We start from the raw sequence: 25,683 nt of genomic DNA on the forward strand, positions 1-25,683 counted from the left end.
CTCCGGCCGCTCCAGCACCTGCACGGTGGTCCCGATCCCCATCCGCCCGTCAGCCGGGGCCGGGCGCGGCGCCCCCCCCCCCCCCCCCGGCTGACGGGCGGATGGGGATCGGGACCACCGTGCAGGTGCTGGAGCTGCCGGAGTCGTGGCGGCTGGCGCGGGTGGCGTTGCGGCTGGCCGCCGAGGGCACCGAGCAGGACCCGGGCCCGAGCGTCGTCCACGCCGAGGACCTCGGCGGGCTGGCCGTGCTGGCCTCCGCCGTGGGTCCGGACACGGAGCCGGCGCCGGACGTGACGACTCTCGAACGAGCCGGGCGCACGGCGCCGTGGATGCTGGCCACGCTGCACGCGGTCGCCGTGACGCCGAGCCTGCGGGCGGCGGCGGCACGGCTCACCCTGCACCACTCGACGCTGCGCGACCGCCTGGCCCACGGCGAGCAGCTGCTCGGGTGGGACGTCCACACACCACAGGGCCGGTTGCGGCTGCAGTTGGCGTTCGCGCTGCGCCGCCTGCACCGCTCAGCCGGCGCGGATGCCCGTACCCCGGCTGACCGACGCTGAGGTGTCATCCGGTCACGTCGCTCGCCGCAGCGAGTCGACGTACTGATGCGCCTGCTCGGCCACGTCACGCCACAGGGCGAGGGTCGCCTCGCGGTCCGCGCCGGCCGGGAACTCGATCCACTCGCGCATGGTGCGCTTGCCCATGACCACTTCCCCGGCGGCCCCGGCGTCGACGAAAGCGCGGGCCCGATCTCGCGGGAGCTTCACGATGAGCCGGCCGTGACTCCCCAGGAAGGCGAAGATCTTGCCGCCGACGCGCAGGCCGGGGCTGCGGAACATCGTCCCGATGACGACGTCGGCTTCGTCACGGAAGTCGTCGGCGATCCGGTCGAGCAGGTCCTCGTTGGGTACGTCCATCAGCTCGTCATCTCCTGGGGCAGAACGCGTTCGAGTGCCTGGGCGGAGCCGTCGACCACCAGCCCCTCGGTCATCGCCGCCGCTACGCTCACCTGACCGGTGAAGAGCTGGACGAGCACCTCGGGCGGCGCGGTCACGGTGACGTCGGGCCGGCGGTCGGGTGTGCAGGGACGCACGTCGACCCGGCCGCCTTCGGCGACGATGTCGCAGCCGTCGTACGGGTCGCCGAGGCGCACGACGGCAGCGGGCTCGCCGGGTGCGCCGTCGCGGCACAGGAAGCGCAGCGGCAGCGCGAACCAGTGCATGCGGAACTCGTCGCCGTCCGGCGGGTCCAGCATCAGCGGGGCGCCCCAGCGGGTCAGCTCGCGGACGACGCCGCCGAGGTCGCGGCCACGGCCGGTGAGGCTGATCAGCGTCGCGGCGACCGGCGGCGGCTGGTCGTCCCGGGTGATCAGCCCGCCCGACTCCATGTCGCGCAGGCGCTCCGCCAGCAGGTTGCTGGCGATGCCGGGGAGCCCGCGCCGCAGGTCGGTGAAGCGGCAGGGGCCTTGCGTGAGGAGTTCGCGGACGATCAGCAGGGTCCAGCGGTCGCCGACCAGATCCAGGGCACGCGCCATCGAACAGTACTGGTTGTACGAACGCATGAATCCAGCTTAGCGGCGGTGGTTGAGAATCTCTACCAAGAGGTTTACTCTCTCAACCGCAATGATCGGCTGCTGTGAAGGGAGTTCGACATGAACGTCGTCAGCGACGACGCGCCTCCGGAGATCCAGGCGTACTACCGGGTCCTCACCGGCGGGATCGAGACCTACGGCGACGGCGCGGAGCTCGCGCCCCTGCTGGCCGACGACCTCGACTTCGAGGGGCCCATCGCCGGGCGCGTCACGGGAGCCGCGCTCTTCAGGCAGGGCGTCAAGGGCTTCATCGCCAACGTCGGCAGGATCGACGTGATCCAGGAGGTCAACGGCCCGGACGGCACGGCCGTCCTCTACGACGCCCACCTGCCGCAGGGGGTCGTCAGGTTCAGCGAGTTCTTCACCTGCGCCGACGGCAGGATCCTGCGGCTCCGGCTCCAGTACGACCCCGCCGACTACGTGGCCAAGGGCGGAGGCTGACCGCAACTCGCGAGAAACTCTCCGGGCCGCTGTCGATGACGGCCGGTCTCACTCGTCGGGTGATAGAGAGGATGACCCACGAGGAATGAGGAGGGCCTGATGCCCCAGTACGGAGTCCTGGTCTACATGCCGGCGCCCGGCGACCCGATGAAGATCTCGCCCGCGTACGAGGAGGCGCTCGAACGCTACCCGGCGCAGGTCGAGGAGCTGGGCGGGCGCGGTGTGGCGGGCTACGCGCTGCAGCCGAGCACCACGGCCACGGCCGTGCGCGGCGGCGACTTCGTCACCGACGGCCCGTTCATCGAGGCCAAGGAGGTCGTCGCCGGGTTCTTCATCCTGGAGGCGCCCGACCTGGACGTCGCCCTGAAGATCGCCAAGCTCAACCCGGTCCACCTGGACGGCGGCGGCGTGGAGGTCCGGCCGCTGTTCGAGCCTCCGGCGGAGTGAGCGACGACGGCAGGGCCGAGGCCGAACGCGCCGTGGCGGACGCGCACCGTCGCGAGTGGGCCTTCGTGCTCGCCGCGACGGCGCGCGTCGCCGGCGACCTCGACCTTGCCGAGGAGTGCGTCCAGGACGCCTACGTCGCCGCGCTGCAGGCGTGGACCCGTGACGGCGTGCCCCGCAAGCCCGGCGCCTGGCTCACCACCACCGCCAGACGCAAGGCGCTGGACGTCCTGCGCCGGGACCAGGTGTTCCGGACGAAGATGCCGCTGCCCGCCGAACCGGACGAGGTGCCCATGGACCGGCCCGGCGACGAGGCGGTCCCCGACGACCAGTTGCGCCTGATCTTCACCTGCTGCCACCCCGCGCTGGCCCGGGAGGCCCAGGTGGCCCTGACCCTGCGGCTGGTGTGCGGGGTCGGCACCGGCGACGTCGCCAGGGCGTTCCTGCTCTCCGAGCCGACCATGGCGGCCCGGGTCACCCGCGCCAAGAAGAAGATCTCCGCGGCCGCGATCCCGTACCGGGTCCCGGACGCCGGCGAGCTGCCCGAGCGGCTGGACACGGTGCTGACCGTCATCCACCTGCTCTACACCACCGGGCACACCGCCGCCACGGGCGCCGAGCTGGTCCGCGCCGAGCTGGTGGAGCGCGCGCTGGGCCTGGCCCGGATGCTCCTGGTCCTGATGCCCGACGAGGCCGAGGTCCGCGGGCTGCTCGCGCTGCTGCTGCTCACCGACGCCCGCCGGGCCACCCGTACGGACGCCCGGGGCCGGCTCGTCCTGCTGGAGGACCAGGACCGCGCCGCCTGGGACCGGGCCGCGATCGACGAGGGAGGCCGCCTGGTCCAGGGCGCGTTCCGCACCGGCATCGCCGGCCGGTACGCGCTGCAGGCGGGCATCGCCTGCCTGCACGCCACCGCCGCCGACTACGCCGCGACCGACTGGCGCCAGATCCTGTGGCTCTACGACGAACTGCTGAAGGTGTGGCCCTCCCCTGTGGTCGCGCTCAACCGGGCCGTGGCGCTGTCGATGGTGCTCGGTCCCGGGGCCGCCCTCGACGACGTCGACGCCCTGGCCCGCGACGACCGGCTCGCCACCTACCACTACCTGCCGGCCGTCCGCGCCGATCTGCTGCGCCGGCTCGACCGGCCCGGCGAGGCCGCCGACGCCTACCGCGCGGCGCTGGAGCTCGCAGGCAACGAGGCCGAACGGGCGTTCCTCGCCGCCCGCCTCGCCGAGGTCACCGGTCTGTAGCGGCATAAACCGGTGGTCGGCGGGGTTGTGGTGCATTGTGACCGTGGACAACGATCTTCGGCTGGGGCTGCACCCGCTCCTGGCGGATCGCTTCAGCCCAGGCCGGTTCGATCCGGACGGCGTCGTCGACGACGAGACGCTCGGGTTGCTGCTGGAGGCCGCGCGCTGGGCGCCTTCCGCGGGGAACTCGCAGCCGTGGGGGTTCCTCCCGGTACGCCCCGGCGAGCCGGACCATGCGCGGGTCACCAGGTTCCTCGCGCCGAGTGCGGCGCGATGGGCGCCGCAGGCGGGGCTCCTGATCGTGAACCTGGCCCGCCGGTTCGTGGACGACACGGAGCTGCTCTTCTCGGAGTTCGCCGACTACGACCTCGGCCAGGCCGTCGCGCACCTGACGGTGCAGGCGCAGGCGATGGGGCTGACGTGTCACCAGTTCCGCGCCTTCGACAAGGACGGGCTGACCGCGGAACTGCGCCCGAACCCGGGCTGGGCCGTCCTGTCGATGACGGCCGTCGGCGTCGCGGCCGATCGCGGCCCGGGGGTACGGCGACGGCGCAGCGTGGCCGAGCTCCGCGGCGACCCCTGGAGCGACGACCGCTGACCGGGCCCCTCCGCCACTGCTCGGGGTGACCGGCCGCCTCACCCGGCGGCGAACAGGTAGTTGCGCCGCCGGGCGGCCACCCGGTCCGTACGCCACCGGCGGTGCCCGTGCCAGACGTGCATCCGGTGGCCACGCGTGGGCCGGTGGTGCTCGAACGTCCACCTGGCCCCTTCCAGCACCTTCGCCTGCGCGCCCAGCCGTGGAGCGGCAAGCCCACCGTGACGGTCGTCGCGACGGCGGCGTTGATCGCGGCGGACGCCCGGGGATCGGACGGTCCGTGCCGGGGACGGTGGTCATCCGCACGTCGTACAGCTCCCGGACAACCCCCATGACGCTCACCCCATGGGGCCGCCCGCACCACGGCTGATGCCGGCCGTTCCGAACCAGCGGGACAGGTGGGCGTCCAGGTCCTGCTGATCGTCGCCGATCCAGGCGACGTGGCCGTCGGGGCGTAGCAGGACGCACGGGACATCCAGCCCGGCCGTGGGATCCGCGAGGTGATCGACCCGGTCCGCCCAGCCGCCGACGGTCAGGCGTCCGGTGCGGTCCAGCAGCAGGCCTCGGCCGCGGTGCAGCAGCCCGTAGAGGTTGCCCTGTTTCACGTCGATGTCGCGCAGGCGGCGGCCGAGCAGGTCGGGGCCGTCGCCGAAGTCGTAGCGGATGCCGATCCCGGTGATCTTCTCGATGAGATGGCGGTTCACCTCGTCGAAGTCCATCAGTTCGGTGAGCAGCCTGCGCACGGCCTGCGGGCCAGGTCCGGTGGCCGACAGCTCCGTCTGGGCGCGGGTGTTGTCCAGCACGTCCTCGGCGACCGGATGACGTTCGGCCTGGTAGGTGTCCAGCAGTGATTCCGGGGCCCAGCCGAGGATCTGCGCGGCCAGCTTCCAGCCGAGGTTGAACGCGTCCTGGACGCCCAGGTTGAGGCCCTGCCCGCCGAGGGGTGGATGGATGTGCGCCGCATCGCCCGCCAGCAGCACCCGCCCGACCCGATAACGTTCGGCCAGCCGCGTGGCATCTCCGAAGCGGGACATCCAGCGCGGGGAGTGCACGCCGAAATCGGTTCCGGCGATGCTGCGCAACTGTCGTTGGAAATCGTCGAGGGTGGGCGGTTCCGCGCGGTCGCTGATTCCCTCGGCGGGGACCACGACGCTGTAGACGCCCTCGCCGAAGGGCCGGATCCAGAATCGCTGATGGATGTCGCGCATTCCGGCCGTCCTGGCGGCGATCTCCTCCTGCGGCACACCGACTTCCATCTCGCCCATCAGCGTCTCGTTGCGTGCGGGCTCGCCGGGGAAGCCGACGCCGAGCTGTTTGCGGACCGTACTGCGCCCGCCGTCACAGCCGACGAGATAGCGCGCACGCAGTCGTTCGCCGTCGGCCAGCTCGACGGTCACCCCCTCGTCGTCCTGCTCGAACGCGGCCACCGCGCGACCGCGCCGGACCTGCGCACCCCGTTCGATCGCATGCTCTTCGAGCAGGTGGACGATGACCGGCTGCGGGATGCCCAGCAGATAGGCGTACGCGGAATCCAGGCCCTTGGGCGCGGGTTTGGGGATGGCGGCGAAGAAACCGGCGGCCGGACGCCGTCTTCCATGCGGGAGAATGCGGTCCAGCAGTCCGCGCATCGCCATCAGCTCAAGACTGCGAACATGCAGACCGACTATGCGGGCGAACGACGCGGGCTCGGTTTCCTTCTCCAGGACGAGTACGCGCACATCGTGCAGCCGCAGTTCGGCGGCCAGCATCGCACCGGTCGGCCCGCACCCGGCGATGATCACGTCGAACACGGTGCTGTCGCGCTCGATTGGGCCGGCGGTGGCCTGCTGAGAATGCATAGGTGTTGCCTTTCGGGAGTGCCTTGTTGGCGAGGCGCTCCCGGCGACACCTACGTCAATCGCCCGGCCGTGACGGAAAGGGGGAGCACCCACGTCGATACAGCGTTCATGGGTCTCACCTCCTCGGGCGGCGTCACGGTCACCTGCAAGCTACAAGCGCGAGCATCACCCCGTCCAATCCTTATCCGGTGGCCGGGTGAGCCCGGCTCCACCTCCTGCCCGTGTCCCGCACGTGAGCCCACGGGGCGACGCCGTCCACCTGATGCCCCCGCCGAGGCCCTCGCCGCTCCTCTCGCCCATTGGCTGCGACAACCCACGCACCCGCCCGGCCCGGCGTACACGCGGGCGGTCCCCGTTGGGCAGGGAGGAGAAGACGACAGGGGGCACGCAGTCCCTCGCGGGCGGGCTCGCTCTCGCCGACGGCGCGTTCCCTACCGGCACCCCCGCTTCGCCGTCCGAGGCCGGCGATATTCGCTCGCGCCGAGCCGTGGCCACCGGGATACTGCACCCTGATGACGGGATCTGCGTACGACAGCCCGGCCTCGTTCCGCGGGCGGCTCCAGCGAGGCCGCGGCCTGGCGGCACGCCGGGCCTCAGCCGAAGCAGGCGCCGCCGACGTGGTGTACGAGTGCGTGATCACCGACACGCGATGGGACCGGCAGGTCGACCGGCGTGACAGCTATCTCGCCGGCCTGATCGGTCGGCTCAGCCTGCCGCTGGCGCCGATCGAGCAGCACCTTTTCGACCACGACGGCGATGATGACGAGCCGGTCGAGCTCGCTCTGCAGGTCCTCGCCCTGCTGCCGTGGGCCGGCCGCGGCGACGCGGCGACGATACTGCGCAGGTACGCGGTCGAGGGGCGACACTGGTCGTCGGCGCTGGAGGCCATCGGGGGCAGCGGGGCGATGCGGCTTCCCGGTCTCTGGGACGGGCTGGCGGACGACGTCGTCGCCGTTCGCGATCACGCCCAGCTCGCGGAGGCGATCTGGTGCGACGCGGAACCGTGGACGACGTTCGCGCGGTCGCAGCCACAGGTGAGGCGCATCGTTGAGGAGCTACGGGCGTCCCGCTCTCACAGGCCGGTCGGACCACACCTCCGATCGGACCTCGGCGACGCCGAATCCGGCGAGCTGATCCGGCTCGTGACTGCCGGTGGTTCCGCGCGCCGATGGGCACTGCAGGAGCTGGGCAGGCGCGGCGATTCGATCATCTTCGAGTTCGCGGCGGACCCGGGACTGCGTAACGCGGCGGGGTGGACCCCGGGCGTGCCGCAGGCCCTGCGCCACCTCGGGACCGTGGCCCTGCCCCAGGCCCGCGCCTGGGTCGGCAGCGGCGACGACACGCTGGTCGCGTTCGGGGAGGGCGTGCTCGCGGAGGTCGGCGACCGAAGTGACGCCCCGGTATTGCTGGCCGCGCTGCGCCGGGCCTTCGCGTCGGAGGAATGGTGTGCGGCCGAGCTTCCGGCCCGGGCCCTGGGACGGCTGGGGGTTCGCGAGGCCGCCGACGAACTCGTGGCCCTCTGGGAGAGCACGGTTCACTCACTGGCCAGGGAGGCGTTCTTGGCCGGGCTTCAGGGCTGTGCGCCGCAGGAGGCGGCGCGCATCGCGATCGAGGGGCTTGACGACTGCGAACCCACAGTCCAGCAGGCCGCCTGTGCGGGAGCACGTGACACTGCCTGGGTCCGCTCACGTCTTCTGGAGCTGGCCGCCGATCCTTCGGCTCCCGAGGTTCACCAAGCCGCGCACACGAGACTGCGAACCCTGGCAGATGCCCCCTGAGCCCATGGTTCCGCGGTGAGGCTCTGTCGCGTGGGTTGTCGGTGCGGCCTGCCATCATGGCGCGCATGACGACAACCGACCCGCTGGGCCCGTTCCAGTGGCTCAACGCGGGCGAGAGCGAAGGCGGCCCGCTGGGCGTGATCTTCAGCGTGGCCTTCTTCCGCGGGCTCGACCCGGCGGCGGTGGTGCGCCGCTTCAGCCGCGACACCGACTCCGGGTGGCAGGCGGACTTCGACGGCCTCGGCGACAAGGCGTTCGAGTTCGTCGAGGAGACGGCGGGCGGCGCCGGCGGCGGTCACGTGGGCGTCTTCCAGGTCGGCGAGTGGTGTGTGGTCGTCGAGCCCCACGGCTGGGAGGTCACGCTCCACGAGGTGGTGACCGAGCTGTCTGAGGGCTGCGAGGTGGTGGCGGTCACGCGGCACGACTACGCCGCCGAGCACAGCTTCGAGTACGCGATCGACGGCACGGTCGTCATGGGCTACCGGTTGCGGCACCCGTACGACCGTCACGGCTCCGACCCTGACCGGCTCAACGGCTTCATGCGGGAGCTGGGCATGGCCCTGGAGGAGCCGGCGGACGACGCCGAGTGGGACGACGTCTGGGAGGAGAACTACGACACCGCCGTGCCGAGGGGCTTCGCCCTGGCGGCGAAGGTGACGGGGGTGCCGTTCACCGCCGACCTGCTCGACCGGCCGATGCTCGTGGGGCCCATCGCGGAAAGGTGAGCTACCTGCTTCCGCCGTTTTCCGCCAGGGCTTCGGACGGATCCGTCCGCACTGGTCCGCGCGCTGACCAGTCTCGGACGGCGAGATTTCCGCGCTACTTCGCGATCGCCTCGCGTACGGCGGGGGCGACCTCCTGGCCCCAGCGTGCCAGGAGCGTGCGGTCGGGGGCGCCGTGGCCTGCGGCGAAGAGCGTGAAGCCCGACGCGCCGTGCTCCAGCACCGCCCCGGTCAGCTCCTCGACCCACTGGCCGGCCGAGCCGCCGATCCAGCGCCCGTCGCGGTCGCGGGTGGCGGCCAGCGGCCGGTCGGTGATGCGGCCGGGCAGGTTGAACACCGTACGGATCTCACCCGGATCCCGGCCGACGGCCGCCGCCGCGTCGTCGATGACGGGCCGGGAGGCCCGGTAGCGTTCGCTGAGCCAGTCGGCCGCGTGGCCCGGGATCCAGCCGTCGGCCACCCGGCCGGTGGCGGCCAACGACTTGGGCCCGACCGATCCGGTCCACACGGGAGGCGCGGCGACGGGAGAGGGCTCGATCTGGCGCACCTGGTAGTGGGTGCCTTCGTAGGTGACCGGAGGGCCGCCACCCGACAGCAGCTTGACCAGGACGATCGCCTCCTCGAAGGCGTCCACGGCCTCGCCCGGTGACAGTTTCGGCACGCCCATGTCGGCGATGCGGTCCCACAACCCGCCCGCGCCCATGCCGAGGACGACCCGGCCGCCCGACAGCGCCGACAACGACGTCACCGTGCGCGCCAGCATGGGAGCGGGCCTGGTCGGCAGGTTGGTGACGTTAGCGAAACCGGCGATGCGTTCCGTACGTCCGAGAATGAAGCCGAGCGCGGCGTAGGCGTCCAGACGCCCGCCGATGTAGGGATGGTCGGACAGGGTGAAGATGTCGAGCCCGTCGCGATCCGCCTGCTGGGCCATGCGCAGCAACTCGGGGATGTCCTCGACACCGGAATGCACGCCGAAACCGAAGACGACGTCATGTGTGGACACAGTTCTGCCCTTCGCGTCAACAAAAAGGAGATAAGTTCGCGCTACGAACCATATTAGTTCGTGGCGCGAACTGCAAACCCCCGCTGTGGCTCAGTGCGTGAGATCCGGCTCCATGAAGACGCTCGGCACCTTGTTGTCCGCCACCACGCGGCCCAGCAGGGCGGCCAGCGCGTCACGCTCCGCCGGGGAGAACCCCGAGGTCAGCTCCTCGACGCGGCGGCAGGTCTCGGCGTAGAACTCCTCGGCCAGCGTCGCGCCCTGCGTGGTGAGCGCCACCCGCACCGCCCGGGAGTCCTGCGGATCGGGCTTCCGACGCACCAGGCCGTTACGCTCGGTACGGTCCACCAATCCGGTCAGGCTCGACTTGGCCAGCCCGAGCGTCGCGCCCAGCTCGGTCATGCCGTACGGCTGCGCCATCAGGACGCACAGCAACTGGCCCTGCTGCTGAGTGAGGCCGTATTCGCGGGCGGATTCCACATAGACGGCGTTCACCAGGAACGTGGACCGCACCAGCGCGGCCACCGCCCCGATCCGGCCGTCGGCATTCTTGCTCATCGGCCAAGCGTAACAAATTCGTGGCACGAACTACCGCGATGCCAGCGGTCCGCTGCCGGCCCTGCCGAAGTACGGGCCATGGCGCCCGCTCCATAGCATGGGGCGCGTGGATCTCCTGGGTGAGGGCGCTTCGGTGGCCGTGTTCGAGGAGCAGCGGCCGAGGCTGTTCGGGCTGGCCTACCGGTTGCTCGGTTCGGCGGCCGAGGCCGAGGACATGGTGCAGGAGACGTTCCTGCGCTGGCGCGGGGCCGGTCCCGTCGACGTGCCGGCCGCCTGGCTGACCAGAGTGATCACCAACCTGTGCCTGAACGAGCTCGCCTCGGCGCGGCGGCGGTGGGAGAGCTACGCCGGGCCGTGGCTGCCCGAGCCCGTGCTCACCGGTGACGGCGCTCTCGGGCCGCTGGAGACCGTCGAGCAGCGCGAATCCGTGTCGCTGGGGCTGCTGATTCTGCTGGAGCGCCTGAGCCCGGCCGAGCGGGCCGTTTTCGTGCTGCGTGACGCGTTCGGCCACAGCCACGCCGAGATCGGCGACGTACTCGGCCTCGACGAGGCGCACTCGCGGCAGCTCCACCGCCGGGCCAGAGGTCACGTCGGCGAGGCCCGCAAGCGATTCGGCGCCGACCGCGAACAGCATCGCCGCGTCGTCGAGAGATTCCTGGCCGCGACCGTGCACGGTGACGTGGCGGGGCTGGAACGCCTGCTGAGCGCCGACGTGGTCGCGTGGGCGGACGGCGGTGGATCGACCGCGGCGCGGCGGCCGGTGTCCGGGCGCGAGCGGGTGCTGCGTTACCTGGGCGGGTTCGGCCTCCGGCCGGAGGCGGCGGCGGTGACGGCCGTGATCGCGGAGGTCAACGGCGAGTACGCGATGCTGCTGCGGCACGAGGGCGAACTGCGCGCGGTCATGGCGGTGGAGATCGACGACGGCCGGATCAGCGCGGTGCGGACCCTGGTGAACCCGGCCAAACTCGCCTTCGCCGCCGCTCAGCTCATGTGAGCACCGTCACACAGGGGCGCTGTCACGAACCGGCGGGCTCGCCGGTTCAGGTGGGGACTCGATCGGAGGACCCATGACAGAGCGCATCGTGGTGCTGGGCGGCGGCTACGCCGGGCTCGGCGCCGCCAAACGGGCGGCCAGGCGGCTGCGCGGCACCGGCGCCCGGGTGACGCTGGTGAACGCGAGCGACCGGTTCGTGGAACGCGTACGGCTCCACCAGCTCGCGGCCGGGCAACGGCTCATCGGCCTGCCCCTCCCCCGGCTGCTCGACGGCACCGGCGTGGAGCTGGTGGTGGCCAGGGCGACGGGCATCGACCTCGGCGCGCGGATCGTACGGCTCGACGCCGCCCCGCACGAGCTGGGCTACGACGTGCTGATCTACGCGCTCGGCAGCGGCGCAGACCTGGACGCGGTGCCCGGGGCGGCCGAGCACGCGTTCACCGTCGCCACCGCCGGAGAGGCGGCCCGGCTGCGGTCACGCCTGGCCGAAGCCCGCTCGGTCGCGGTGGTGGGCGGCGGGCTGACCGGGATCGAGACCGCGACCGAAATCAAGGCGGCACGCCCGCGGCTGGAGGTGCGGCTGATCTCCGCCGGCCGGATCGGGGACGGGCTTTCCGAGCGGGCCCGCCGGCACCTGCACCGGGCCTGCGACCGGCTGGGCGTCACCGTACGTGAGCACGCGCCGGTCGCCGAGGTCGGCCCCGACGGGCTGCTCCTGGGGGACGGCTGCCGGGTGCCCGCCGACACGGTGGTGTGGGCCGCGGGCTTCCGCGTCCCCGGCCTCGCGGCGGCCTCCGGACTGGCCACGGACGAGGGCGGCCGCATGCTGGTCGACGCGGCCCTCCGCTCGCTCTCCCACCCCGGGGTGCTCGGCATCGGCGACGCCGCCGCGGCCGGGACCGCGAGCGGGCGCTCGCGCATGTCCTGCCAGACCGGCCTGCCCATGGGCCTGCACGCCGGCGACGCCGCGGCCCGCCTGCTGACCGGCCGTACCCCGCGACCGGCCAGGATCCGGTACGTGTGGCAGAACATCAGCCTGGGCCGCCACGACGGCGTCAGCCAGTTCGCCCGTGCCGACGACAGCCCGCTCGGCGCCGCCGTCGTGACCGGACGGCTCTCCGCGCTCTTCAAGGAGGCCATCACCCGCGGCACCGTCTGGAGGCTGCGGCATCCCGGGCCCTACCGCCCCTGAAGCGCCCTGATGCGTCCGAGCAGGGGCGGGGACCAGTGGGTGCCGTACGTGGCTTGCAGCCGCGCCAGCCGCCAGTCGTCGCCGGTGACGACGCGCCGGCACAGGGACGTGGCGCACCGGCAGGTCATCGACCACGACGCGACGCCGGTGTGCGTGGCGTAGTCGAGGGTGAGCTCCTCGCCCTGGTCGAGGTCGCGTCGTGCGATCACGGTTGTCGCGTCGCGGTGCCAGAGTGTGGGGTCGCAGGAGTGGTTGCCGTAGCGCACCGGGTGAGCGGGATCGAGAAGCAGGTGGGTGCCTTCGGCGACGGTGAGGCTGCTGTACGGCGGCGTGAGGCGGGCCAGGCCCTCGTCGTCGATGACACGTCCGCCGAGTCGCATCACGACCTCGTCCCGGCGGATCCGCTCGATGGCGAACAGGCCGATGCCGTCGATCGGGGAGAGCCGGGGCTGAGCACTCGGGGTGAGCCAGCAGTCCGCTTCGTAGGCAGGGGGCGTCAAGGGGGCCTCCGTGGTGATCGGTCCGGTTCCTTGTCATGGTGCCCCGGGGCTGACGGCACTGCCGGGGGCCGCGATCACATCCGCCACGGGTACGTGTGGTCCGCGTTCTCGGTGGCGTAGGCGACGCCGGGGTGGGGTCGTCGTCGTGGAGGCGTGCCGCCGCTGTCCGGGCGGTACTCGAAGTGCCACCACTCGTTGTCGTACATGCGGTAGAGGTCGTAGGGGGCGCCGTGTTCCTCGAGCCAGCGCGCGCCTTCGCGGGGGCGCACGTCCAGCGCGAGGCCCTTGACGTGGCTGGATTCCGCCGGCGGCAGCACGAGCATGCGGGCCGAGTCCGGGGAGCCGGAGCGGCGCACCTCCTCGTCGAACATCCGCTGCTGGACGACGGGATCGCGGTATCCCGAAGTGAGGCCGATGAGCTGGCCGTGACGCCAGAGCGCCTCGGTACGCGCCTCGGTGAACGCCGCCAGGGCGCCCTCGGTGAGCCCGGTGAGATCCTCGGCGGGGAACCGCAGCCGCAACGCCCAGCGGCAGGCCAGTTCGCGGGCGCGGCGGGGCCGGCGGACGAACGCCGCGGGCAGCAGGAGCACGGCGAGCACCAGCGTGACCACGGCGTACAGCCGGTCCCGGCGCCGAGGTGGGAGGGTGTGTGGTTCGTCCATGACGAACTACGATTGGCGCCGAATATGCGTGCGTTGTCCGCCGCATGTCACCGTTTGTCGACGGCCGCCGCCGCCGGAGCGGCCGTGACACAACCATGACATGGCGCGGACGAGGCGAGGACACCGCCGGCCGACAGTGGGTGGGTTGACCGGGCGGGGCGAAAGACGGAGTGTGCTGTGATAGTCGGCGGCGTGTCGCGAGTGTTGCTGATCGAGGATGACCCGGCCGTGCGGGAGGGCCTGGAGCTGGCCCTGACCCGGCATGGGCACCGGGTGCGCGCGGTGGAGTCCGGCGAGGAGGGGCTGGACCGGCTGCGTACGGACATTCCCGACGTCGTGGTGCTCGACCTGATGTTGCCTGGCATGGACGGGTTCGAGGTCTGCCGCCGCATCCGGACCGCCGGGGAGATACCGATCATCATGCTGACCGCGCGCAGCGACGACATGGACGTGGTGGCCGGGCTGGAGGCGGGCGCCGACGACTACGTGGTCAAGCCGGTGCAGCCCAGGGTGCTCGAAGCCCGCATTCGCGCGGTGCTCCGGCGGGTCGGCCGGGACCAGGCGGAGCTGGAGCGGCACGGGGACCTGACCATCGACCGGGCCGGGCTGGTGGTCGCCAACCGCGGCGTGCCGGTCAGCCTCGCCCCGACCGAGCTGCGCCTGTTGCTGGAGCTCTCCGGCACGCCGGGCCGGGTGCACAGCCGCCAGCAGCTGCTGGAGTCGGTGTGGGAGCACGGCTACTTCGGCGACTCGCGTCTCGTGGACGCGTGCGTGCAGCGGTTGCGCGCGAAGATCGAGGACGACTCGGCGGCGCCCGTCTACGTGCAGACGGTGCGTGGGTTCGGGTACCGGTTCGGGCCGGTGTGAGCCCGCCGGTGGCGCCTCGGCCGAGCCTGGGGCTGCACGCCCGGCTGTTGTTCGCGTTCGCCCTGCTGTGTGTGGTCACCGCTGCGGCGGTGGCCGGCGGGATCTACTTCCAGGCCCGCAACGGCATCCTGCAGCGCACCCAGGATGCCGCGGTGCTGGCGATGAAAAGCCGCCTGGAGGCGCTCTTCCCGTTGCGGAGCCCGTCGCCGAACCCGGACGAGCTCGGCGACATCGCCCGCGCCGTCTCCGACGGGGGCAACTCCGCGATCGCCCTCTACGGGGGGACGCGCTCGCCGGTCGAGCCGCCGCCGGGGTGGTGGCGGCCGGGCGGAAGCGCGGCGATCCAGGATGTCAGGATGATTCCGGCGGAGCTGCGCCGGGCGGTGGCGGACGGCGACATCGCGTGGCAACGCGTGGTGTGGCAGGGCGAGCCCATCCTGGTCATCGGCACGCCGTTGCTGATCGTCGAACGGGACCGGACGTGGGTGTCCGGCATCGAGGTCTACACCGCACGCAGCCTGCTTCCCGAGCAGGTCAGCATCGACGGGCTCGCCGCATCCGCCTGGCGCAACGGCGGGGTGGCCCTGGTGTTCGCGGTCGTCCTCGCGTGGCTGGCCACCCGGGGCGTGCTGCGCCCGGTGCGCGAGCTCGGCCGGGCGGCACGCCTGCTGGGCGAGGGCGAGCTGCGGACCAGGATCGCGGTCAGGGGCTCCGACGAGCTGGCCGACGTGGCACGCACGTTCAACAACACCGCCGCGGAGCTGGAACGGCACGTCAGCCAGCTGCGCGCCATGGAAGCCGACGCCCGCCGGTTCGTGGCCGACGTGTCCCACGAGCTGCGTACCCCGCTGGCCGCGCTCGCCGCGGTCGCCGACGTCCTCGACGAGGAGGCGGCCCGGCTGCCCGAGCCCGTCGGCAAGGCCGCCAGGCTGGTCAGCCAGGAGACGCTCAACCTCACCGGACTGGTGAACGACCTCATCGAGATCAGCAGGTTCGACTCCGGCGTCGCGGCCCTCACGCTGAACGAGGTCGACATGGCCGAGCTCGTACGCGCGACCCTGCGTGCCCGCGGCTGGTCCGAGCAGGTGCGGACCGAGCTTCCAGCGGCGGTGACGGCACGGCTGGACCCGCGCCGGGTGGACGTCATCCTCGCGAACCTGGTCGGCAACGCCCTGCGCCACGGCGAGCCGCCGGTGTCGGTACGGCTTTCCGCCGACCCGCAGTGGATCGACCTCGAGGTCCGCGACCATGGGCCGGGGCTGGACGAAGCGGTGCTGCCGCACGTGTTCGACCGGTTCTACAAGGCCAACGCGGCCAGGGCCAGGTCCGAGGGCAGCGGCCTCGGCCTGGCCATCGCGCGGGAGAACGCGCGGCTGCACCGAGGCGACATCACCGTCGTCAACGCCGCGGACGGCGGCGCCGTCTTCACGCTGCGATTGCCGCTCCGGGCGCCCGATCCGGACGGGCAGAGCACCATGGGAGGCCTCGAATGAGAACCGGGCTCGCCCGCCGCGCGCTCGCCGTGGGTCTCGTGTCGCTCGTCGCCGTGGCCGGCTGCGGCGTGCGGCCCAGCGGCGTCATCACGGGCGACGCCCCGCCGAGCGGAGACGTCGCACCGGACACGAAGATCACCCTTTACCTGGTGAAGGACGGCCGGCTCAGCGCGGTGACGCGCCCCGGGCGCGGTGGCCGTCCGCTGTTCAAGGCGGACATACTCGCCCTGCTGGCGGCCGGGCCCACCGTGATGGAACGGGCCGACGGGTTCTCCACCGACGTCCCTCCCGAAGCCGGCCCGTTCTCGGATAGCACCGACCCGGCCGGCCACCTGGTGGTGACCGTGTCCGTTCCGGCCGGCGAACTGTCGCCCGTGGCCGTCGACCAGATCGTGTGCACGGTGGCCGCCATGTCACCGGCAAGCCCTGCCCAGGTCACCGTCGCCGGTGACGGCGACCGCGTCGGCCCCCGGAGCTGCCCGGGGTGACGGGAGCCCCCCATCCACGGTGGCCTGGGGGGGTGACGATGACCTTTCGTGGCGGCCGGGAATTCGGGCAACGGCGCCGCGGGTCAGCAGCACCGGGGCCGATCCCGCGGCCGCCACCGCCACTCCGCCCAGGAGCCCACCCAGCGGGACTCAACAGCAGCGTGATGGGAGTCGGGCCACGGTCCCGCCGTGCTCGGGACCGGCGCCAGCACCTGGCTGAAGGCCGCGTCCAGCAGGTTGGTGACGCCGACCATGACGACCACGGCGAGCAGCAGCCGGTCGCCGCGCAGGAACGCCAGGCCGTGGGCGAACCGCCGCCAGTAGCCCTCGTCCTCGCGCCGAGCCTGCGCAGGCGGTAGCTGGCCGTGCCCGAGTTCAGCCCCAGGCGGTCGGCCAGCCGGGTGGCGGTGGACGGGCCGTGCTTGCGCAGCAGGTCCACGTTCTCCGGGGAATCCGTCATGCCTCGGTCGGGATTCGCGCGGCTGCTGCTGTCCGGGTGTCCTTGTCAGCTCTGATGGCCGGGGTAGGCGGAGGCGATGAGGCGGCTCAGGAAGGTGTCGAGGTCGTCGAGGCCGTAGGAGGCCAGGACGTCGGGCGGCTGCGTGAGCAGGTAGGTCAGCGCGCTGTTGACCGCCAGCGTGACCATGGCCGCGCCGTGCCGGGTGGCCGGGAGGCCGGCGGCCTGCTGGGCGGCCAGGTGCAGGTCGAGGTCGGCGCGGGTGAGCCGGGCCAGGGTCTCCCGCACCTGCGCGTTCCTCGCGGCCTCGGCGTGCAGTTCGAGGTAGGCCAGGACCCTGGACCGGTTGTCCGTGAGCGCGCGGTCGATCATCCGGCGCAGCAGCGCGAGCAACTGGCCGACGTCGTGGACCTCGGCCTGCTGGAGCTCGCCCCAGTAGCGTTCCACGCACCGCTCGGCGGCGGCCCGCAGGAGGCTGTCGCGGGTCGGGAAGTAGTTCTTGGCCGTGCCTTCGGGCAGCCCGGCGGCCCGGTCCGTCGCGCGGTGGGTGAGCCCTCGCCCGCCCTCGCCCGCGAGCACCTCGATGGCCGCGTCGCGCAACCGGTCGCGCCGATCCCTGTTCTCCACCATGGCCGCCTATTCTCCCGCTCGACAGAACTACCACAAACGTGGTACCACATGTGTGGTGAAGAGAATGAGGAAAGCTGCCATCGTGGGGGCCGGCGTCGGCGGGCTGACGACCGCGATCGCCCTTCGCGCGATCGGCTGGGAGGTGTCGATCTTCGAGCGATGGCCGAAGGTCGCCGCCGAGGGCACGGCGCTCGGCATCCGCCCGGACGCCCAGGCCGCCCTGGCCGGCCTGGGCCTGGGCGAACGGCTGCGCGAGCGCACCGTCCCCTACCGGCACGCGCGGATCCGCACCCCTGACGGCCGCCATCTGGCCGACCTGCCGCTGGACCGCATCGAGCGGCGCGGCGGCGCGCCCGTCCGCATGCTGTCGCGGGTCTCGCTGATCGAGATGCTGGTGGACGAGGTGGACCCGGCGACGATCAGCACCGGTGTGGAGATCACCGACCCTGCCGCGCTGCGCGCCGGGCATGACCTGGTGGTCGGCGCCGACGGGGTCCGCAGCGCGGTGCGCCAGGCGTTCTTCGCGGGACCCACCCGGCCGCGCTACGCGGGCATCGTCGCCTGGCGCGGCGTGATCCGGGGCTTCGAGCCGCAGGACTACGGCGAGACCTGGGGACGCGGGCAGATGTTCGGGATGACGCCGCAGGCCCCGGGTGTCACCAACTGGTACGCGCCCATACGGACCCCGGCGGGGGTGCGTGAGACCCTCGACGACCTGCGCGCCCGATTCGCCGGCTGGCACGACCCCATTCCGCGCGTGCTCGCCTCGGCCGAGGAGGGCGAGGTGCTGCGGCACGAGGTCCACGACCTCGCGCCGCCGCCGGCGTCCTACGTCACCGGGAACGTCGCGCTGCTGGGTGACGCCGCCCACGCGATGACCCCCGCACTGGGTCAGGGCGCCTGCCAGGCGCTGCTCGACGCGGTCGAGCTCGCGGCCTGCCTGCGCGCGCACCCGGGTGACGTGGCTCAGGCGCTGCGCGTGTACGACTCCAGGCGGCGTCCGGCGGGCGAGCGGATGGTCACCGCGTCCCGATGGATGACGCGCCTGGCCGGGACGGGCCGCCTGGCCGGGCCCCGCAACGCCCTGATGCGCCTGGCGGCGGCCGCGCGGTGATGAATGGGCACCCCGCTGGCACGGCTGGGCGGCCTCCGCCGCCGCCCGGTCACGCCGCGGAGTGCCCGGGCGGCTTCAGGCTCCGGCCGGCACCTTGTCGAGGAAGCCGAGCACCTGGCTGATCCGCCCGTCCTCGCCGATCACCGCGACGTCGAAGCCGATCACGAGCGGCTCGGCGCCCTCGGGCCCCAGGTGCCAGGTGAAGCGGGCGATGTCGTGGTGGGCGTCCACGGCGCCGCCGAGGCTGAAGACCAGCCCGCCGAACTGCCCCTGGACCGCCGCGATGGTGGCGTCGAGCCCGTCCCTGCCCCGGACCGAGGCCATCGGGTCGGTGTAGACGGCGTCCTCGGCGAACACCTCCGCCAGCACGGCCCGGCGCGCGGCGGCGTCGGTCTCGTTCCAGGCGGCGAGGTAACGCTGGACCAGCTCGTTCATGTCGCTCATGGCTGTCTCCTCAGTGGTCGTGCTCTGTTGTGACCACCAAGTTAGGGGGACGGATCCGACGGGGAATCTGACGCGCTTAGGTACTTTCGCCCGCTCGCCTAGGTGCTTCTCCTCCAGGACGGTGCTGTCCGATGGCCGCGTCTATGCAGTCGAGGACGCGCTGGAGCCCGTGCCGGAACTGCTCGTCGCGGCTCTGGTGCGGCCGGCGCGCCTGCGCCACGATCTTGGCGAAGATCGGGTAGTCGCCGCTCTTGATCAGCTGCTCGACGCGCGGGGCGCTCCGCACCATCCACTCCGGCTCGCTGAGCCCGCTGCGGCGGACCTCGTCGGCCCAGCCGATCTCCTCGCGGACGGCGCTCTCGACGTAGCCGGTCAGCAGGGACATGAGGCCGAGGTTCTCGTCGATGGATACGTGCGCGTCGAGGGCGCCCATCACCCGTTCGATCACGAGCAGCTGGTTGGGGCCGTAGCTGGGGAGTGCCCGGTGCACGGTGGCGATCCACGGGTGCCGCAGCCACATCCCCCGCACCCCGTCGGCGTAGCGCGTCAGGTCCGCGCGCCAGTCGCCGGAGGGCACGCCCTCCAGGTCGATCTCGCCCTGCAGCCGGTCGGCGATGAGCTCGACGAGGTCGTCGCGGCTGGGGACGTAGCGGTAGAGGGACATCGCGCCCGTGCCGATCTCGGCGGCGATCCGCCGCATGGTGGCGGCCTCCAGCCCGTCGGCGTCGGCGATGCGGATCGCCGCGTCGGTGATCTGCGCGCGGCTGTAGGCCGGCTTGGGCCCGTAGGCCGGGCGCTCGGGCCGCATCCAGATGTTGACGTATTCGGCGTCGGTCACCGTTCCACCCCTCCCGGTTGCGTACATAGTACCCAGTCGCTTAGTCTGGCCGCCATCACCGCGTACAACGTACTCAATGGAGGCGACATGGCGGATCCGATCGTGGTCGCCGAAGGGCTGCACAAGTCCTTCGGCGACACGCACGCGCTGCGCGGCCTGGACCTGAGCGTCCCGCGAGGGGCGGTCTGCGGCGTGCTGGGCCCGAACGGCGCGGGCAAGACCACCGCGGTGCGCATCCTGGCGACCCTGTCCGATCCCGACGCCGGTCACGCCCGCATCGCCGGATTCGACGTCGTCCGCGACGCCGGCGAGGTGCGGGCCAGGATCGGGCTCGCGGGCCAGTACGCCGCCGTGGACGACAAGCTCACCGGCCGCGGCAACCTGCGCATGTTCGCGCGCCTCTACCACCTGTCCCGGCGCGAGGCGCACCGGCGGGCCGACGAGCTGCTGGAGCGCTTCGGCCTGATGGACGCCGCCGATCGCCCGGTCACCGGCTACTCCGGCGGCATGCGGCGCCGCCTCGACCTGATCACCAGCCTCATCCTGCGCCCCGAAGTGCTGTTCCTGGACGAGCCGACCACCGGCCTGGACCCGCGCAGCCGGGGCGAGATCTGGAGCAGCGTCCGCGAGCTGGTCGCGGACGGCACCACGGTGCTGCTCACCACGCAGTACCTGGACGAAGCCGATCAGCTCGCTGACGACATCGCCGTCGTCGACCACGGGCGGGTGATCGCCACGGGCACGCCCGACGAGCTGAAGGCCACGATCGGCGACCGCCTCGACGTCGTCCTCGAGGACCCCGCCGCGCTGCCTCCGGCGGCGACCGTGCTGAACAACCTGGCCGGGGCCGAACCGGCGGCGACGGGCGCCGACCGGCTCAGCGTCGCCCTGCCCGGAGGCGGGCTCCGGCTCGCCGACATCGTGCGCGAGCTCGACCGCGCCGGGATCGCCGCCGCCGACGTACGGCTGCGCCGCCCCACCCTCGACGAGGTGTTCCTGCGTCTCACCGACCGGAAGGAAGCCGTCCGATGACCACCCTCGCCTCACCGCTGGGCCGCCTGCGCTGGACGTTCACCGACGGGCTCACCCTGGTCGGCCGCGAGCTGGGACGGCTGCGTCAGGAGCCCGGGCAGATCGTCGCCGCGCTGATCTTCCCGGCCGTCATGGTCGTGCTGTTCGGGTACGTCTTCGGCAGCGCCATCCGGGTGCCCGGCGGCGGCGACTACCGCGAGTACCTCATGCCCGGTCTGTTCGCCATGGTGACCTTCTCCGCGTGGTTGTCGGTCATGACGCGGACGGCCGGCGACGCCTCCCGCGGCGTGATGGACCGCTTCCGTTCCATGCCGATGGCACGCCTGGCGGTGCCGTTCGGGCAGACCGGCGCCGACCTGCTGACCGGCCTGCTGATGCTGGCCATCATGGTGGGCGCGGGCCTGCTGGTGGGCTGGCAGCCGCACCACGGCCTGATCCCCACGGCCCAGGCGTTCCTGCTGATGATCGTGCTGCGGTACGCGCTGAGCTGGGTGGGCGTCTATGTGGGCCTGGCGGTGAAGAACGAGCAGGTCGCCGACGCGATGGTGCCGCTGGGCCTGCCGTTCACGATGCTGTCGAACGCGTTCGTCCCGACCGGCGGCATGCCGGGCTGGCTGCGCTTCCTGGCCGACTGGAACCCGGTGAGCGCGCTCACCGCCGCCTCCCGGGAGCTGTTCGGCAACCCGGGTGTGCCGTCCGGAGACCTGGCCTGGCCGCTCGCGCATCCGGTGGCCGCCGTCCTGCTCTGGTCGGCCGCGCTGCTGGCGGTGTTCGTCCCGCTGTCGCTGCGCGCATACACGCGCAGGGGGCGGTGATGGTCGTCGAGGGTGACCGCGACGCGGCCGTCCGGCGCCTGCAGGAGGCGTACGCCGACGGGCACGTCTCGGACCAGGAGATGGACGAACTCCTCAACCGGATGCTCACCGCGAGAACGCACGGCGAGCTCGTGTCGGCCCTGGCCTCCCTCCCGGAGGAGCCGGGCGCCACGTCCGCGATCGCCGCCGTCAGTGGGCGGATCCAGCGGCGCGGCGCCTGGCGGGTGCCCCGCACCCTCAAGGTCGAGTCCGCGCTCGGCAGGGTGCGACTCGACCTGTCCCGGGCGATCATCGAGCATCCGGTCGTGGACCTCGAAGTGCACCTCGGCACCGGCAGCGCCACGATCACGGTGCCGCGTGACGCGGTCGTCGACCTCGAGGGCCTGCACACGGGGTGGAAGCCCCCGCTCTACAGCACGCGGCGGCCCCGGCGCCCCGGCGGGCCGACGATCCGGATCTCCGGGACCATGGGGCTGGGACGGCTGAAGATCCGCCACGCCCGGCACTGAACCGGTCAGCCGCCGGGCCTGCCGAACTCCTCGATCAGCACCGGGTACTGCTCCCCACCGTGCCCGGCGGCGATCGCGCGGTCGGCCATCGCCTTGAACAGCTTCGGCAGCTCGGCGTTGACCCCCAGCGCCTCGCTCTCCTCGATCAGGTGGTCCATCGCCCGCGCGTCGGTCTCCAGAGCCGACACCTCGGCGGGGAAGGAGCCGCTGTCGATCTGCTCGGCGTACCCGGGCAGCCAGCTCGCCACCCCGACGGCGAGCTGCTGCGCGAACGGCGCGTACGTCACGGCGTCCACCCCGGCCGTCCTGAGCATGGCGGTGCCCTGGAGCCAGGCGTTCAGGACGCTCCACATCATGGCCAGGCCGGCCACGTCGTACAGGGACGCCAGCCCATGATCCGCACCGAGGTAGGTGATGGTGCCGAGCGCCTCCATGGCCGGGCGGTGCGCCTCGAAGTCCTGCTGCGGCCCGCTGTGCAGGATCACCGCCTCGGGGGTCCCGATCGCCGGCGGGACGGCCATGATGGCGCCGTCCAGGTAGCGGGCGCCCCGCTCCCCCGCCCACCGGGCGGCGTCCCTGGCCTGGGCGGAGTCGCCCGAGGTCAAGTTGATCAATGTCGTACCGGCCAGCTCGACGCCGTCCGCGCCGAGCAGCTCGCGCACGGTCCGGTAGTCGGTGACGCAGATGATCGTCAAGGAGTCCGGCCTGATCGCGTCGGCGACCGTCGGCGCCAGTCGTGCCCCCTCGGCGACCAGCTGGTCGGCCTTGGCGGTCGTACGGTTCCACACGGTGGTGGGATGTCCGGCCTTCAGGAACGTCGCGGCGAGCGTCCGGCCCATCAGGCCGAGCCCGATGACGGTAACGGGTGTGTCGTTTCTGTGGTTCATGTCAGCATCGTCAACGTTGATACCGGTATGAAGGTCAAGTGAGGATTCGATGCTGATCGGGGAACTGAGCCGCCGGACGGGCGTCAACGCCCACCAGTTGCGCTACTACGAGGCCCAGGGCCTGCTGGAGGCGGAGCGCGGCGCGAACGGCTACCGCGCGTACGACGAGAGCGCCGTGCTGCGGGTGCAGCAGATCCGCCACCTGCTCGGTGCCGGTCTGTCCTCCGAGGACATCGCCTACCTGCTGCCCTGTGCGGTCGGCGAGGCTCCGGAACTGCTCGGGTGTCCCGAGTTGCTGGCCGCGATGCGGTCACGGCTGCGGCGGCTGGAGGAACAGATGTCGAGGCTCGCGCAGTCCCGCGACGCGCTGACCCTCTACATCGACGCGGCCGAGCGCACCGGCGCCGAGACCTATCCGCCCTTCGACGACACCGAACTGAAGCGCGTACCGGCCTGAGACGTCAGGGGAGCCTGATGAGGCGGCGTTCGACGGCGGCGGTGACGGCGGCCGTGCGCGTGTCGACGCCGAGCTTGCCGTAGATGTGCACCAGGTGCGTCTTTACCGTCGCCTCGGTGATGAACAGGCGCCTGGCGATCTCCCGGTTGCCCGCGCCGCTGGCGAGCAGCTCCAGGATCTCCACCTCGCGGCCGCTCAGCGCCGGGGCCGGTTCGCGCATCCGCTGGATCATCCGTGTCGCGACCTTGGCCGACAGCACCGTCTCGCCCCGGGCCGCGGCCCGGATGCCCTGGAACAGCTCCTCCGGCGGGCAGGCCTTGAGCAGGTAGCCGGTCGCGCCCGCGTCGACGGCCCGCATGATGTCCGCGTCGGTCTCGTACGTGGTCAGGACCAGGACCTGCGGCGGCGGGGAGAGCTCCCGAATCCGGCGGGTGACCTCCACCCCGTCGATGCCGTCGCCGAGCTGCAGGTCCATCAGCACGACGTCGGGCCGCGCGGCGGCGATGCCGCGCAGCGCCTCGGCCCCGGCGGCGGCCTCGCCGACGATCTCCATGTCGTCCTCGCCGGAGAGCAGCGCCACCAGCCCGGCCCGCACCACGGGATGGTCGTCCACCAGGAACAGTCTCATCGATCCCCGATCCTGCCGGGCCGCCGGGTGGGCACCCGGGCGGCGATCGCCGTCCCCTCGCCGGGGGCACTCTCCACGGTCAGGACGCCGTGCACGTCCGCCAGCCGGTCACGCATCGCCCGCAGCCCGAACCCCCGTCCCGGCGCCGGGGCCGGCTCGGCGAACCCGGCGCCGTCGTCGAAGACGTCCAGCGTCACCTCGCCGTCGAGGTAGGACAGGGTCACGGTGGCGGCGCCGGCGCCCGAGTGGTCGCGGACGTTGGCCAGCGCCCCCTGGGCGACCCGCAGCAGCGCCGCCTGCACGTCCGGCTCCAGCGGGTACGGCTCGCCCTCCTGCCGGAAGCGGACGCGGGGACCGCCGCCGAAGCCGTCACCCCCGCCCCCGCCCCCGCCCCGGCCCTCGCCTTCACCTTCGCCGAGGCGGGCCAGCGCATCGGGCAGCGTCACGTCGACCAGGCCCGGTGGCTGCAGGTCGCGGACGAACCGGCGGGCCTCGTCGAGGTTCTGCTCGGCGGCCGCGGCGGCCCGGCGCACGTGGGCGCGGGCCTGGCCGGGGTCGGCGGCCCACATGCGGTCGGCGGCCTGCAGGAGGAGGCCCATGCTGGTCAGCCCCTGGGCGAGGGTGTCGTGGATCTCCCTGGCCAGGCGCTCGCGCTCCTCCAGGACGCCGGTGCGGTGCCGGGAGTCTGCCAGCGTGCCGCGCGTGCTGATCAGATCGTCGATGAGGAGCTGGCGGGCGGCGCTCTCCCGCTGGAGCTCCCAGAAGATCACCGCGGTCATGGTGGCGACGCCGATCGGCGCGAGGATCAGGCTGAGGTCGACCTCCTGCGCGATCTTGAGCTGGGCCGCGATGACGACGGCCGTGAGCGCGGCCGCGGCCATCGCGAACCCGCGCGCGTTCAGCAGCCGCAGGCACACGAACAGCAACGGGACCGCGCACCAGCTGAACGACGGCGCGAGCACCACCAGCACGAGCCAGACCACGGCCACGCAGCCCAGCCAGACGAGCCGGCCGCGCCCCAGGCGCCCCCAGAGCACGATCCCGGCCGCGTACGCCACCGCGAGGAGGCCGCAGACGACCAGCGAGGCGACGGTCTGCGCGACCAGGCCGTGCCGCGACACCAGCCGCAGCGCGGAGGCGACGAGCAGCAGGTAGAACCCCACATGCATGGCCCAGTTGAGCCAGGTCCGCTCCCTCATCACCCCTCCCCTCGCTCTTCTCCCCGACGGTATCCCCTGCCGGGGACAGCACCCGCCGGTACGGGCGCGGGTCAACCGATCGGTTGACCCGCGGCTCGACCGCTCGGCGTGCGCGGATCGCCCGTCCTCCCGATGGCCGCGGGCCCGGCGGGCGGCAGCCTTGAGCACGCAAGGTTCACCACGTAGGACTGGAGAGACGATGACCGGATCATTCCCCGCCCGCCTGATCGCCGCGGGCCCGGCCATCGGGAGGACGGGCG

At 72.6% G+C, this 25,683-nt stretch carries 32 protein-coding genes and 1 pseudogene; 18 read left to right on the forward strand and 15 right to left on the reverse strand.

Annotated elements, in window-relative coordinates:
* Positions 1–101 precede the first annotated feature (101 nt).
* Positions 102–560: a helix-turn-helix domain-containing protein gene (locus ADY59_RS35120; RefSeq protein WP_053175455.1), complete on the forward strand. Its 459-nt coding sequence runs from the start codon at positions 102–104 to the stop codon at positions 558–560.
* A gap of 12 nt (positions 561–572) precedes the next feature.
* On the opposite strand, the gene ADY59_RS35125 is transcribed toward ADY59_RS35120, so the two are convergent.
* The gene (locus ADY59_RS35125) at positions 573–917 is read right to left on the reverse strand and encodes a hypothetical protein (protein ID WP_049571720.1); all 345 of its coding nucleotides are present in this window, start codon (positions 915–917) and stop codon (positions 573–575) included.
* Complete coding sequence (locus ADY59_RS47765) at positions 917–1,561, reverse strand: winged helix-turn-helix transcriptional regulator (protein ID WP_063780882.1); 645 nt, start codon at positions 1,559–1,561, stop codon at positions 917–919. Before ADY59_RS47765 ends, ADY59_RS35125 begins: the two co-directional genes overlap by 1 nt.
* A gap of 90 nt (positions 1,562–1,651) precedes the next feature.
* Here ADY59_RS47765 and ADY59_RS35135 point away from each other — a divergent pair, with 90 nt between their 5' ends.
* The 4 genes from ADY59_RS35135 to ADY59_RS35150 all read left to right on the forward strand — a co-directional run bounded on the left by ADY59_RS35135 (position 1,652) and on the right by ADY59_RS35150 (position 4,324).
* Entirely contained in the window at positions 1,652–2,032 is a 381-nt protein-coding gene (locus ADY59_RS35135; protein ID WP_049571723.1) for a nuclear transport factor 2 family protein, read from the forward strand.
* A gap of 99 nt (positions 2,033–2,131) precedes the next feature.
* Entirely contained in the window at positions 2,132–2,479 is a 348-nt protein-coding gene (locus ADY59_RS35140; protein WP_049571726.1) for a YciI family protein, read from the forward strand.
* A complete protein-coding gene (locus ADY59_RS35145; protein WP_049571729.1) occupies positions 2,476–3,726 on the forward strand; it encodes an RNA polymerase sigma factor in 1,251 nt (416 codons plus the stop codon). Before ADY59_RS35140 ends, ADY59_RS35145 begins: the two co-directional genes overlap by 4 nt.
* A 43-nt stretch (positions 3,727–3,769) precedes the next feature.
* Entirely contained in the window at positions 3,770–4,324 is a 555-nt protein-coding gene (locus ADY59_RS35150; protein ID WP_156325921.1) for a nitroreductase family protein, read from the forward strand.
* 38 nt (positions 4,325–4,362) lie between these two features.
* Here ADY59_RS35150 and ADY59_RS50555 read toward each other — a convergent pair whose 3' ends face one another.
* Positions 4,363–4,503: a hypothetical protein gene (locus ADY59_RS50555; RefSeq protein ID WP_156325922.1), complete on the reverse strand. Its 141-nt coding sequence runs from the start codon at positions 4,501–4,503 to the stop codon at positions 4,363–4,365.
* Between the two features lie 156 nt (positions 4,504–4,659).
* On the reverse strand, positions 4,660–6,159 hold the full coding sequence (rox, locus tag ADY59_RS35155; RefSeq protein WP_049571735.1) for a rifampin monooxygenase: 1,500 nt from the start codon (positions 6,157–6,159) through the stop codon (positions 4,660–4,662).
* A gap of 632 nt (positions 6,160–6,791) precedes the next feature.
* Here rox and ADY59_RS35160 point away from each other — a divergent pair.
* On the forward strand, positions 6,792–7,937 hold the full coding sequence (locus ADY59_RS35160; protein WP_156325923.1) for a hypothetical protein: 1,146 nt from the start codon (positions 6,792–6,794) through the stop codon (positions 7,935–7,937).
* Between the two features lie 65 nt (positions 7,938–8,002).
* Positions 8,003–8,662, forward strand: coding sequence for a DUF6461 domain-containing protein (locus ADY59_RS35165; RefSeq protein WP_049571795.1), 660 nt, complete (start codon positions 8,003–8,005; stop codon positions 8,660–8,662).
* 94 nt (positions 8,663–8,756) lie between these two features.
* On the opposite strand, the gene ADY59_RS35170 is transcribed toward ADY59_RS35165, so the two are convergent.
* Both ADY59_RS35170 and ADY59_RS35175 read right to left on the reverse strand, forming a co-directional pair.
* Positions 8,757–9,662 carry an LLM class flavin-dependent oxidoreductase gene (locus ADY59_RS35170; RefSeq protein ID WP_049571740.1) on the reverse strand — a complete coding sequence of 302 codons (906 nt, stop codon included), beginning with the start codon at positions 9,660–9,662 and terminating at the stop codon, positions 8,757–8,759.
* Between the two features lie 90 nt (positions 9,663–9,752).
* The gene (locus ADY59_RS35175; protein WP_197094006.1) at positions 9,753–10,217 is read right to left on the reverse strand and encodes a MarR family winged helix-turn-helix transcriptional regulator; all 465 of its coding nucleotides are present in this window, start codon (positions 10,215–10,217) and stop codon (positions 9,753–9,755) included.
* A gap of 106 nt (positions 10,218–10,323) precedes the next feature.
* On the opposite strand from ADY59_RS35175, the gene sigJ reads away from it, so the two are divergent.
* Together sigJ and ADY59_RS35185 are read left to right on the forward strand one after the other, a co-directional pair.
* Positions 10,324–11,211 (forward strand): RNA polymerase sigma factor SigJ, encoded by an 888-nt coding sequence (gene sigJ / locus ADY59_RS35180; RefSeq protein ID WP_231619045.1) that lies wholly within the window; start codon positions 10,324–10,326, stop codon positions 11,209–11,211.
* A 73-nt stretch (positions 11,212–11,284) separates the two neighbouring features.
* Positions 11,285–12,403 (forward strand): NAD(P)/FAD-dependent oxidoreductase, encoded by a 1,119-nt coding sequence (locus ADY59_RS35185; protein ID WP_049571746.1) that lies wholly within the window; start codon positions 11,285–11,287, stop codon positions 12,401–12,403.
* On the opposite strand, the gene ADY59_RS35190 is transcribed toward ADY59_RS35185, so the two are convergent.
* Together ADY59_RS35190 and vanY-N are read right to left on the reverse strand one after the other, a co-directional pair.
* Complete coding sequence (locus ADY59_RS35190; protein ID WP_049571749.1) at positions 12,391–12,903, reverse strand: SET domain-containing protein; 513 nt, start codon at positions 12,901–12,903, stop codon at positions 12,391–12,393. The genes ADY59_RS35185 and ADY59_RS35190 overlap by 13 nt on opposite strands.
* A gap of 74 nt (positions 12,904–12,977) precedes the next feature.
* Positions 12,978–13,565 carry a D,D-peptidase/D,D-carboxypeptidase VanY-N gene (vanY-N, locus tag ADY59_RS35195; protein ID WP_049571752.1) on the reverse strand — a complete coding sequence of 196 codons (588 nt, stop codon included), beginning with the start codon at positions 13,563–13,565 and terminating at the stop codon, positions 12,978–12,980.
* 192 nt (positions 13,566–13,757) lie between these two features.
* On the opposite strand from vanY-N, the gene ADY59_RS35200 reads away from it, so the two are divergent.
* From ADY59_RS35200 to ADY59_RS53535, 4 genes are all read left to right on the forward strand, one after another.
* Positions 13,758–14,432 (forward strand): response regulator transcription factor, encoded by a 675-nt coding sequence (locus ADY59_RS35200; protein WP_049571754.1) that lies wholly within the window; start codon positions 13,758–13,760, stop codon positions 14,430–14,432.
* 8 nt (positions 14,433–14,440) lie between these two features.
* Positions 14,441–15,925, forward strand: coding sequence for a sensor histidine kinase (locus ADY59_RS35205; protein ID WP_082310645.1), 1,485 nt, complete (start codon positions 14,441–14,443; stop codon positions 15,923–15,925).
* Positions 15,922–16,413 (forward strand): hypothetical protein, encoded by a 492-nt coding sequence (locus ADY59_RS35210; RefSeq protein ID WP_053175461.1) that lies wholly within the window; start codon positions 15,922–15,924, stop codon positions 16,411–16,413. Before ADY59_RS35205 ends, ADY59_RS35210 begins: the two co-directional genes overlap by 4 nt.
* Positions 16,414–16,602: 189 nt before the next feature.
* Complete coding sequence (locus ADY59_RS53535; RefSeq protein ID WP_269433667.1) at positions 16,603–16,737, forward strand: hypothetical protein; 135 nt, start codon at positions 16,603–16,605, stop codon at positions 16,735–16,737.
* Positions 16,738–16,765: 28 nt separating this feature from the next.
* On the opposite strand, the pseudogene ADY59_RS53540 reads toward ADY59_RS53535, so the two are convergent.
* Together ADY59_RS53540 and ADY59_RS35220 are read right to left on the reverse strand one after the other, a co-directional pair.
* Positions 16,766–16,873, reverse strand: a pseudogene (locus ADY59_RS53540) (hypothetical protein); the annotation flags it as partial.
* A gap of 45 nt (positions 16,874–16,918) precedes the next feature.
* Positions 16,919–17,500, reverse strand: coding sequence for a TetR/AcrR family transcriptional regulator (locus tag ADY59_RS35220; RefSeq protein ID WP_049571762.1), 582 nt, complete (start codon positions 17,498–17,500; stop codon positions 16,919–16,921).
* Positions 17,501–17,564: 64 nt separating this feature from the next.
* On the opposite strand from ADY59_RS35220, the gene ADY59_RS35225 reads away from it, so the two are divergent.
* Positions 17,565–18,614: an FAD-dependent monooxygenase gene (locus tag ADY59_RS35225; RefSeq protein WP_049571764.1), complete on the forward strand. Its 1,050-nt coding sequence runs from the start codon at positions 17,565–17,567 to the stop codon at positions 18,612–18,614.
* A gap of 75 nt (positions 18,615–18,689) precedes the next feature.
* On the opposite strand, the gene ADY59_RS35230 is transcribed toward ADY59_RS35225, so the two are convergent.
* Both ADY59_RS35230 and ADY59_RS35235 read right to left on the reverse strand, forming a co-directional pair.
* Complete coding sequence (locus tag ADY59_RS35230; protein ID WP_049571767.1) at positions 18,690–19,058, reverse strand: nuclear transport factor 2 family protein; 369 nt, start codon at positions 19,056–19,058, stop codon at positions 18,690–18,692.
* A 76-nt stretch (positions 19,059–19,134) separates the two neighbouring features.
* Complete coding sequence (locus tag ADY59_RS35235; protein ID WP_049571769.1) at positions 19,135–19,896, reverse strand: TetR/AcrR family transcriptional regulator; 762 nt, start codon at positions 19,894–19,896, stop codon at positions 19,135–19,137.
* A gap of 87 nt (positions 19,897–19,983) precedes the next feature.
* Here ADY59_RS35235 and ADY59_RS35240 point away from each other — a divergent pair, with 87 nt between their 5' ends.
* Genes ADY59_RS35240 through ADY59_RS35250 form a run of 3 tightly spaced genes read left to right on the forward strand, consistent with a single transcriptional unit; the run spans position 19,984 to position 22,252 of the window.
* The gene (locus ADY59_RS35240) at positions 19,984–20,928 is read left to right on the forward strand and encodes an ATP-binding cassette domain-containing protein (RefSeq protein WP_049571772.1); all 945 of its coding nucleotides are present in this window, start codon (positions 19,984–19,986) and stop codon (positions 20,926–20,928) included.
* Positions 20,925–21,743, forward strand: a complete 819-nt coding sequence (locus tag ADY59_RS35245; RefSeq protein WP_049571774.1) for an ABC transporter permease — start codon at positions 20,925–20,927, stop codon at positions 21,741–21,743. Before ADY59_RS35240 ends, ADY59_RS35245 begins: the two co-directional genes overlap by 4 nt.
* On the forward strand, positions 21,743–22,252 hold the full coding sequence (locus tag ADY59_RS35250) for a DUF1707 SHOCT-like domain-containing protein (protein WP_049571776.1): 510 nt from the start codon (positions 21,743–21,745) through the stop codon (positions 22,250–22,252). Before ADY59_RS35245 ends, ADY59_RS35250 begins: the two co-directional genes overlap by 1 nt.
* Before the next feature lie 5 nt (positions 22,253–22,257).
* On the opposite strand, the gene ADY59_RS35255 is transcribed toward ADY59_RS35250, so the two are convergent.
* On the reverse strand, positions 22,258–23,139 hold the full coding sequence (locus tag ADY59_RS35255; RefSeq protein WP_049571779.1) for an NAD(P)-dependent oxidoreductase: 882 nt from the start codon (positions 23,137–23,139) through the stop codon (positions 22,258–22,260).
* A 49-nt stretch (positions 23,140–23,188) separates the two neighbouring features.
* On the opposite strand from ADY59_RS35255, the gene ADY59_RS35260 reads away from it, so the two are divergent.
* On the forward strand, positions 23,189–23,596 hold the full coding sequence (locus tag ADY59_RS35260; RefSeq protein WP_049571782.1) for a MerR family transcriptional regulator: 408 nt from the start codon (positions 23,189–23,191) through the stop codon (positions 23,594–23,596).
* 4 nt (positions 23,597–23,600) lie between these two features.
* On the opposite strand, the gene ADY59_RS35265 is transcribed toward ADY59_RS35260, so the two are convergent.
* Both ADY59_RS35265 and ADY59_RS35270 read right to left on the reverse strand, forming a co-directional pair.
* Positions 23,601–24,224 (reverse strand): response regulator, encoded by a 624-nt coding sequence (locus tag ADY59_RS35265; protein ID WP_049571783.1) that lies wholly within the window; start codon positions 24,222–24,224, stop codon positions 23,601–23,603.
* Entirely contained in the window at positions 24,221–25,423 is a 1,203-nt protein-coding gene (locus ADY59_RS35270) for a sensor histidine kinase (protein WP_049571786.1), read from the reverse strand. The genes ADY59_RS35265 and ADY59_RS35270 overlap by 4 nt, the downstream gene beginning before the upstream one ends.
* Positions 25,424–25,683 lie beyond the last annotated feature (260 nt).

The organism is Nonomuraea sp. SBT364 (assembly GCF_001083785.1).
Classification (GTDB): domain Bacteria; phylum Actinomycetota; class Actinomycetes; order Streptosporangiales; family Streptosporangiaceae; genus Nonomuraea.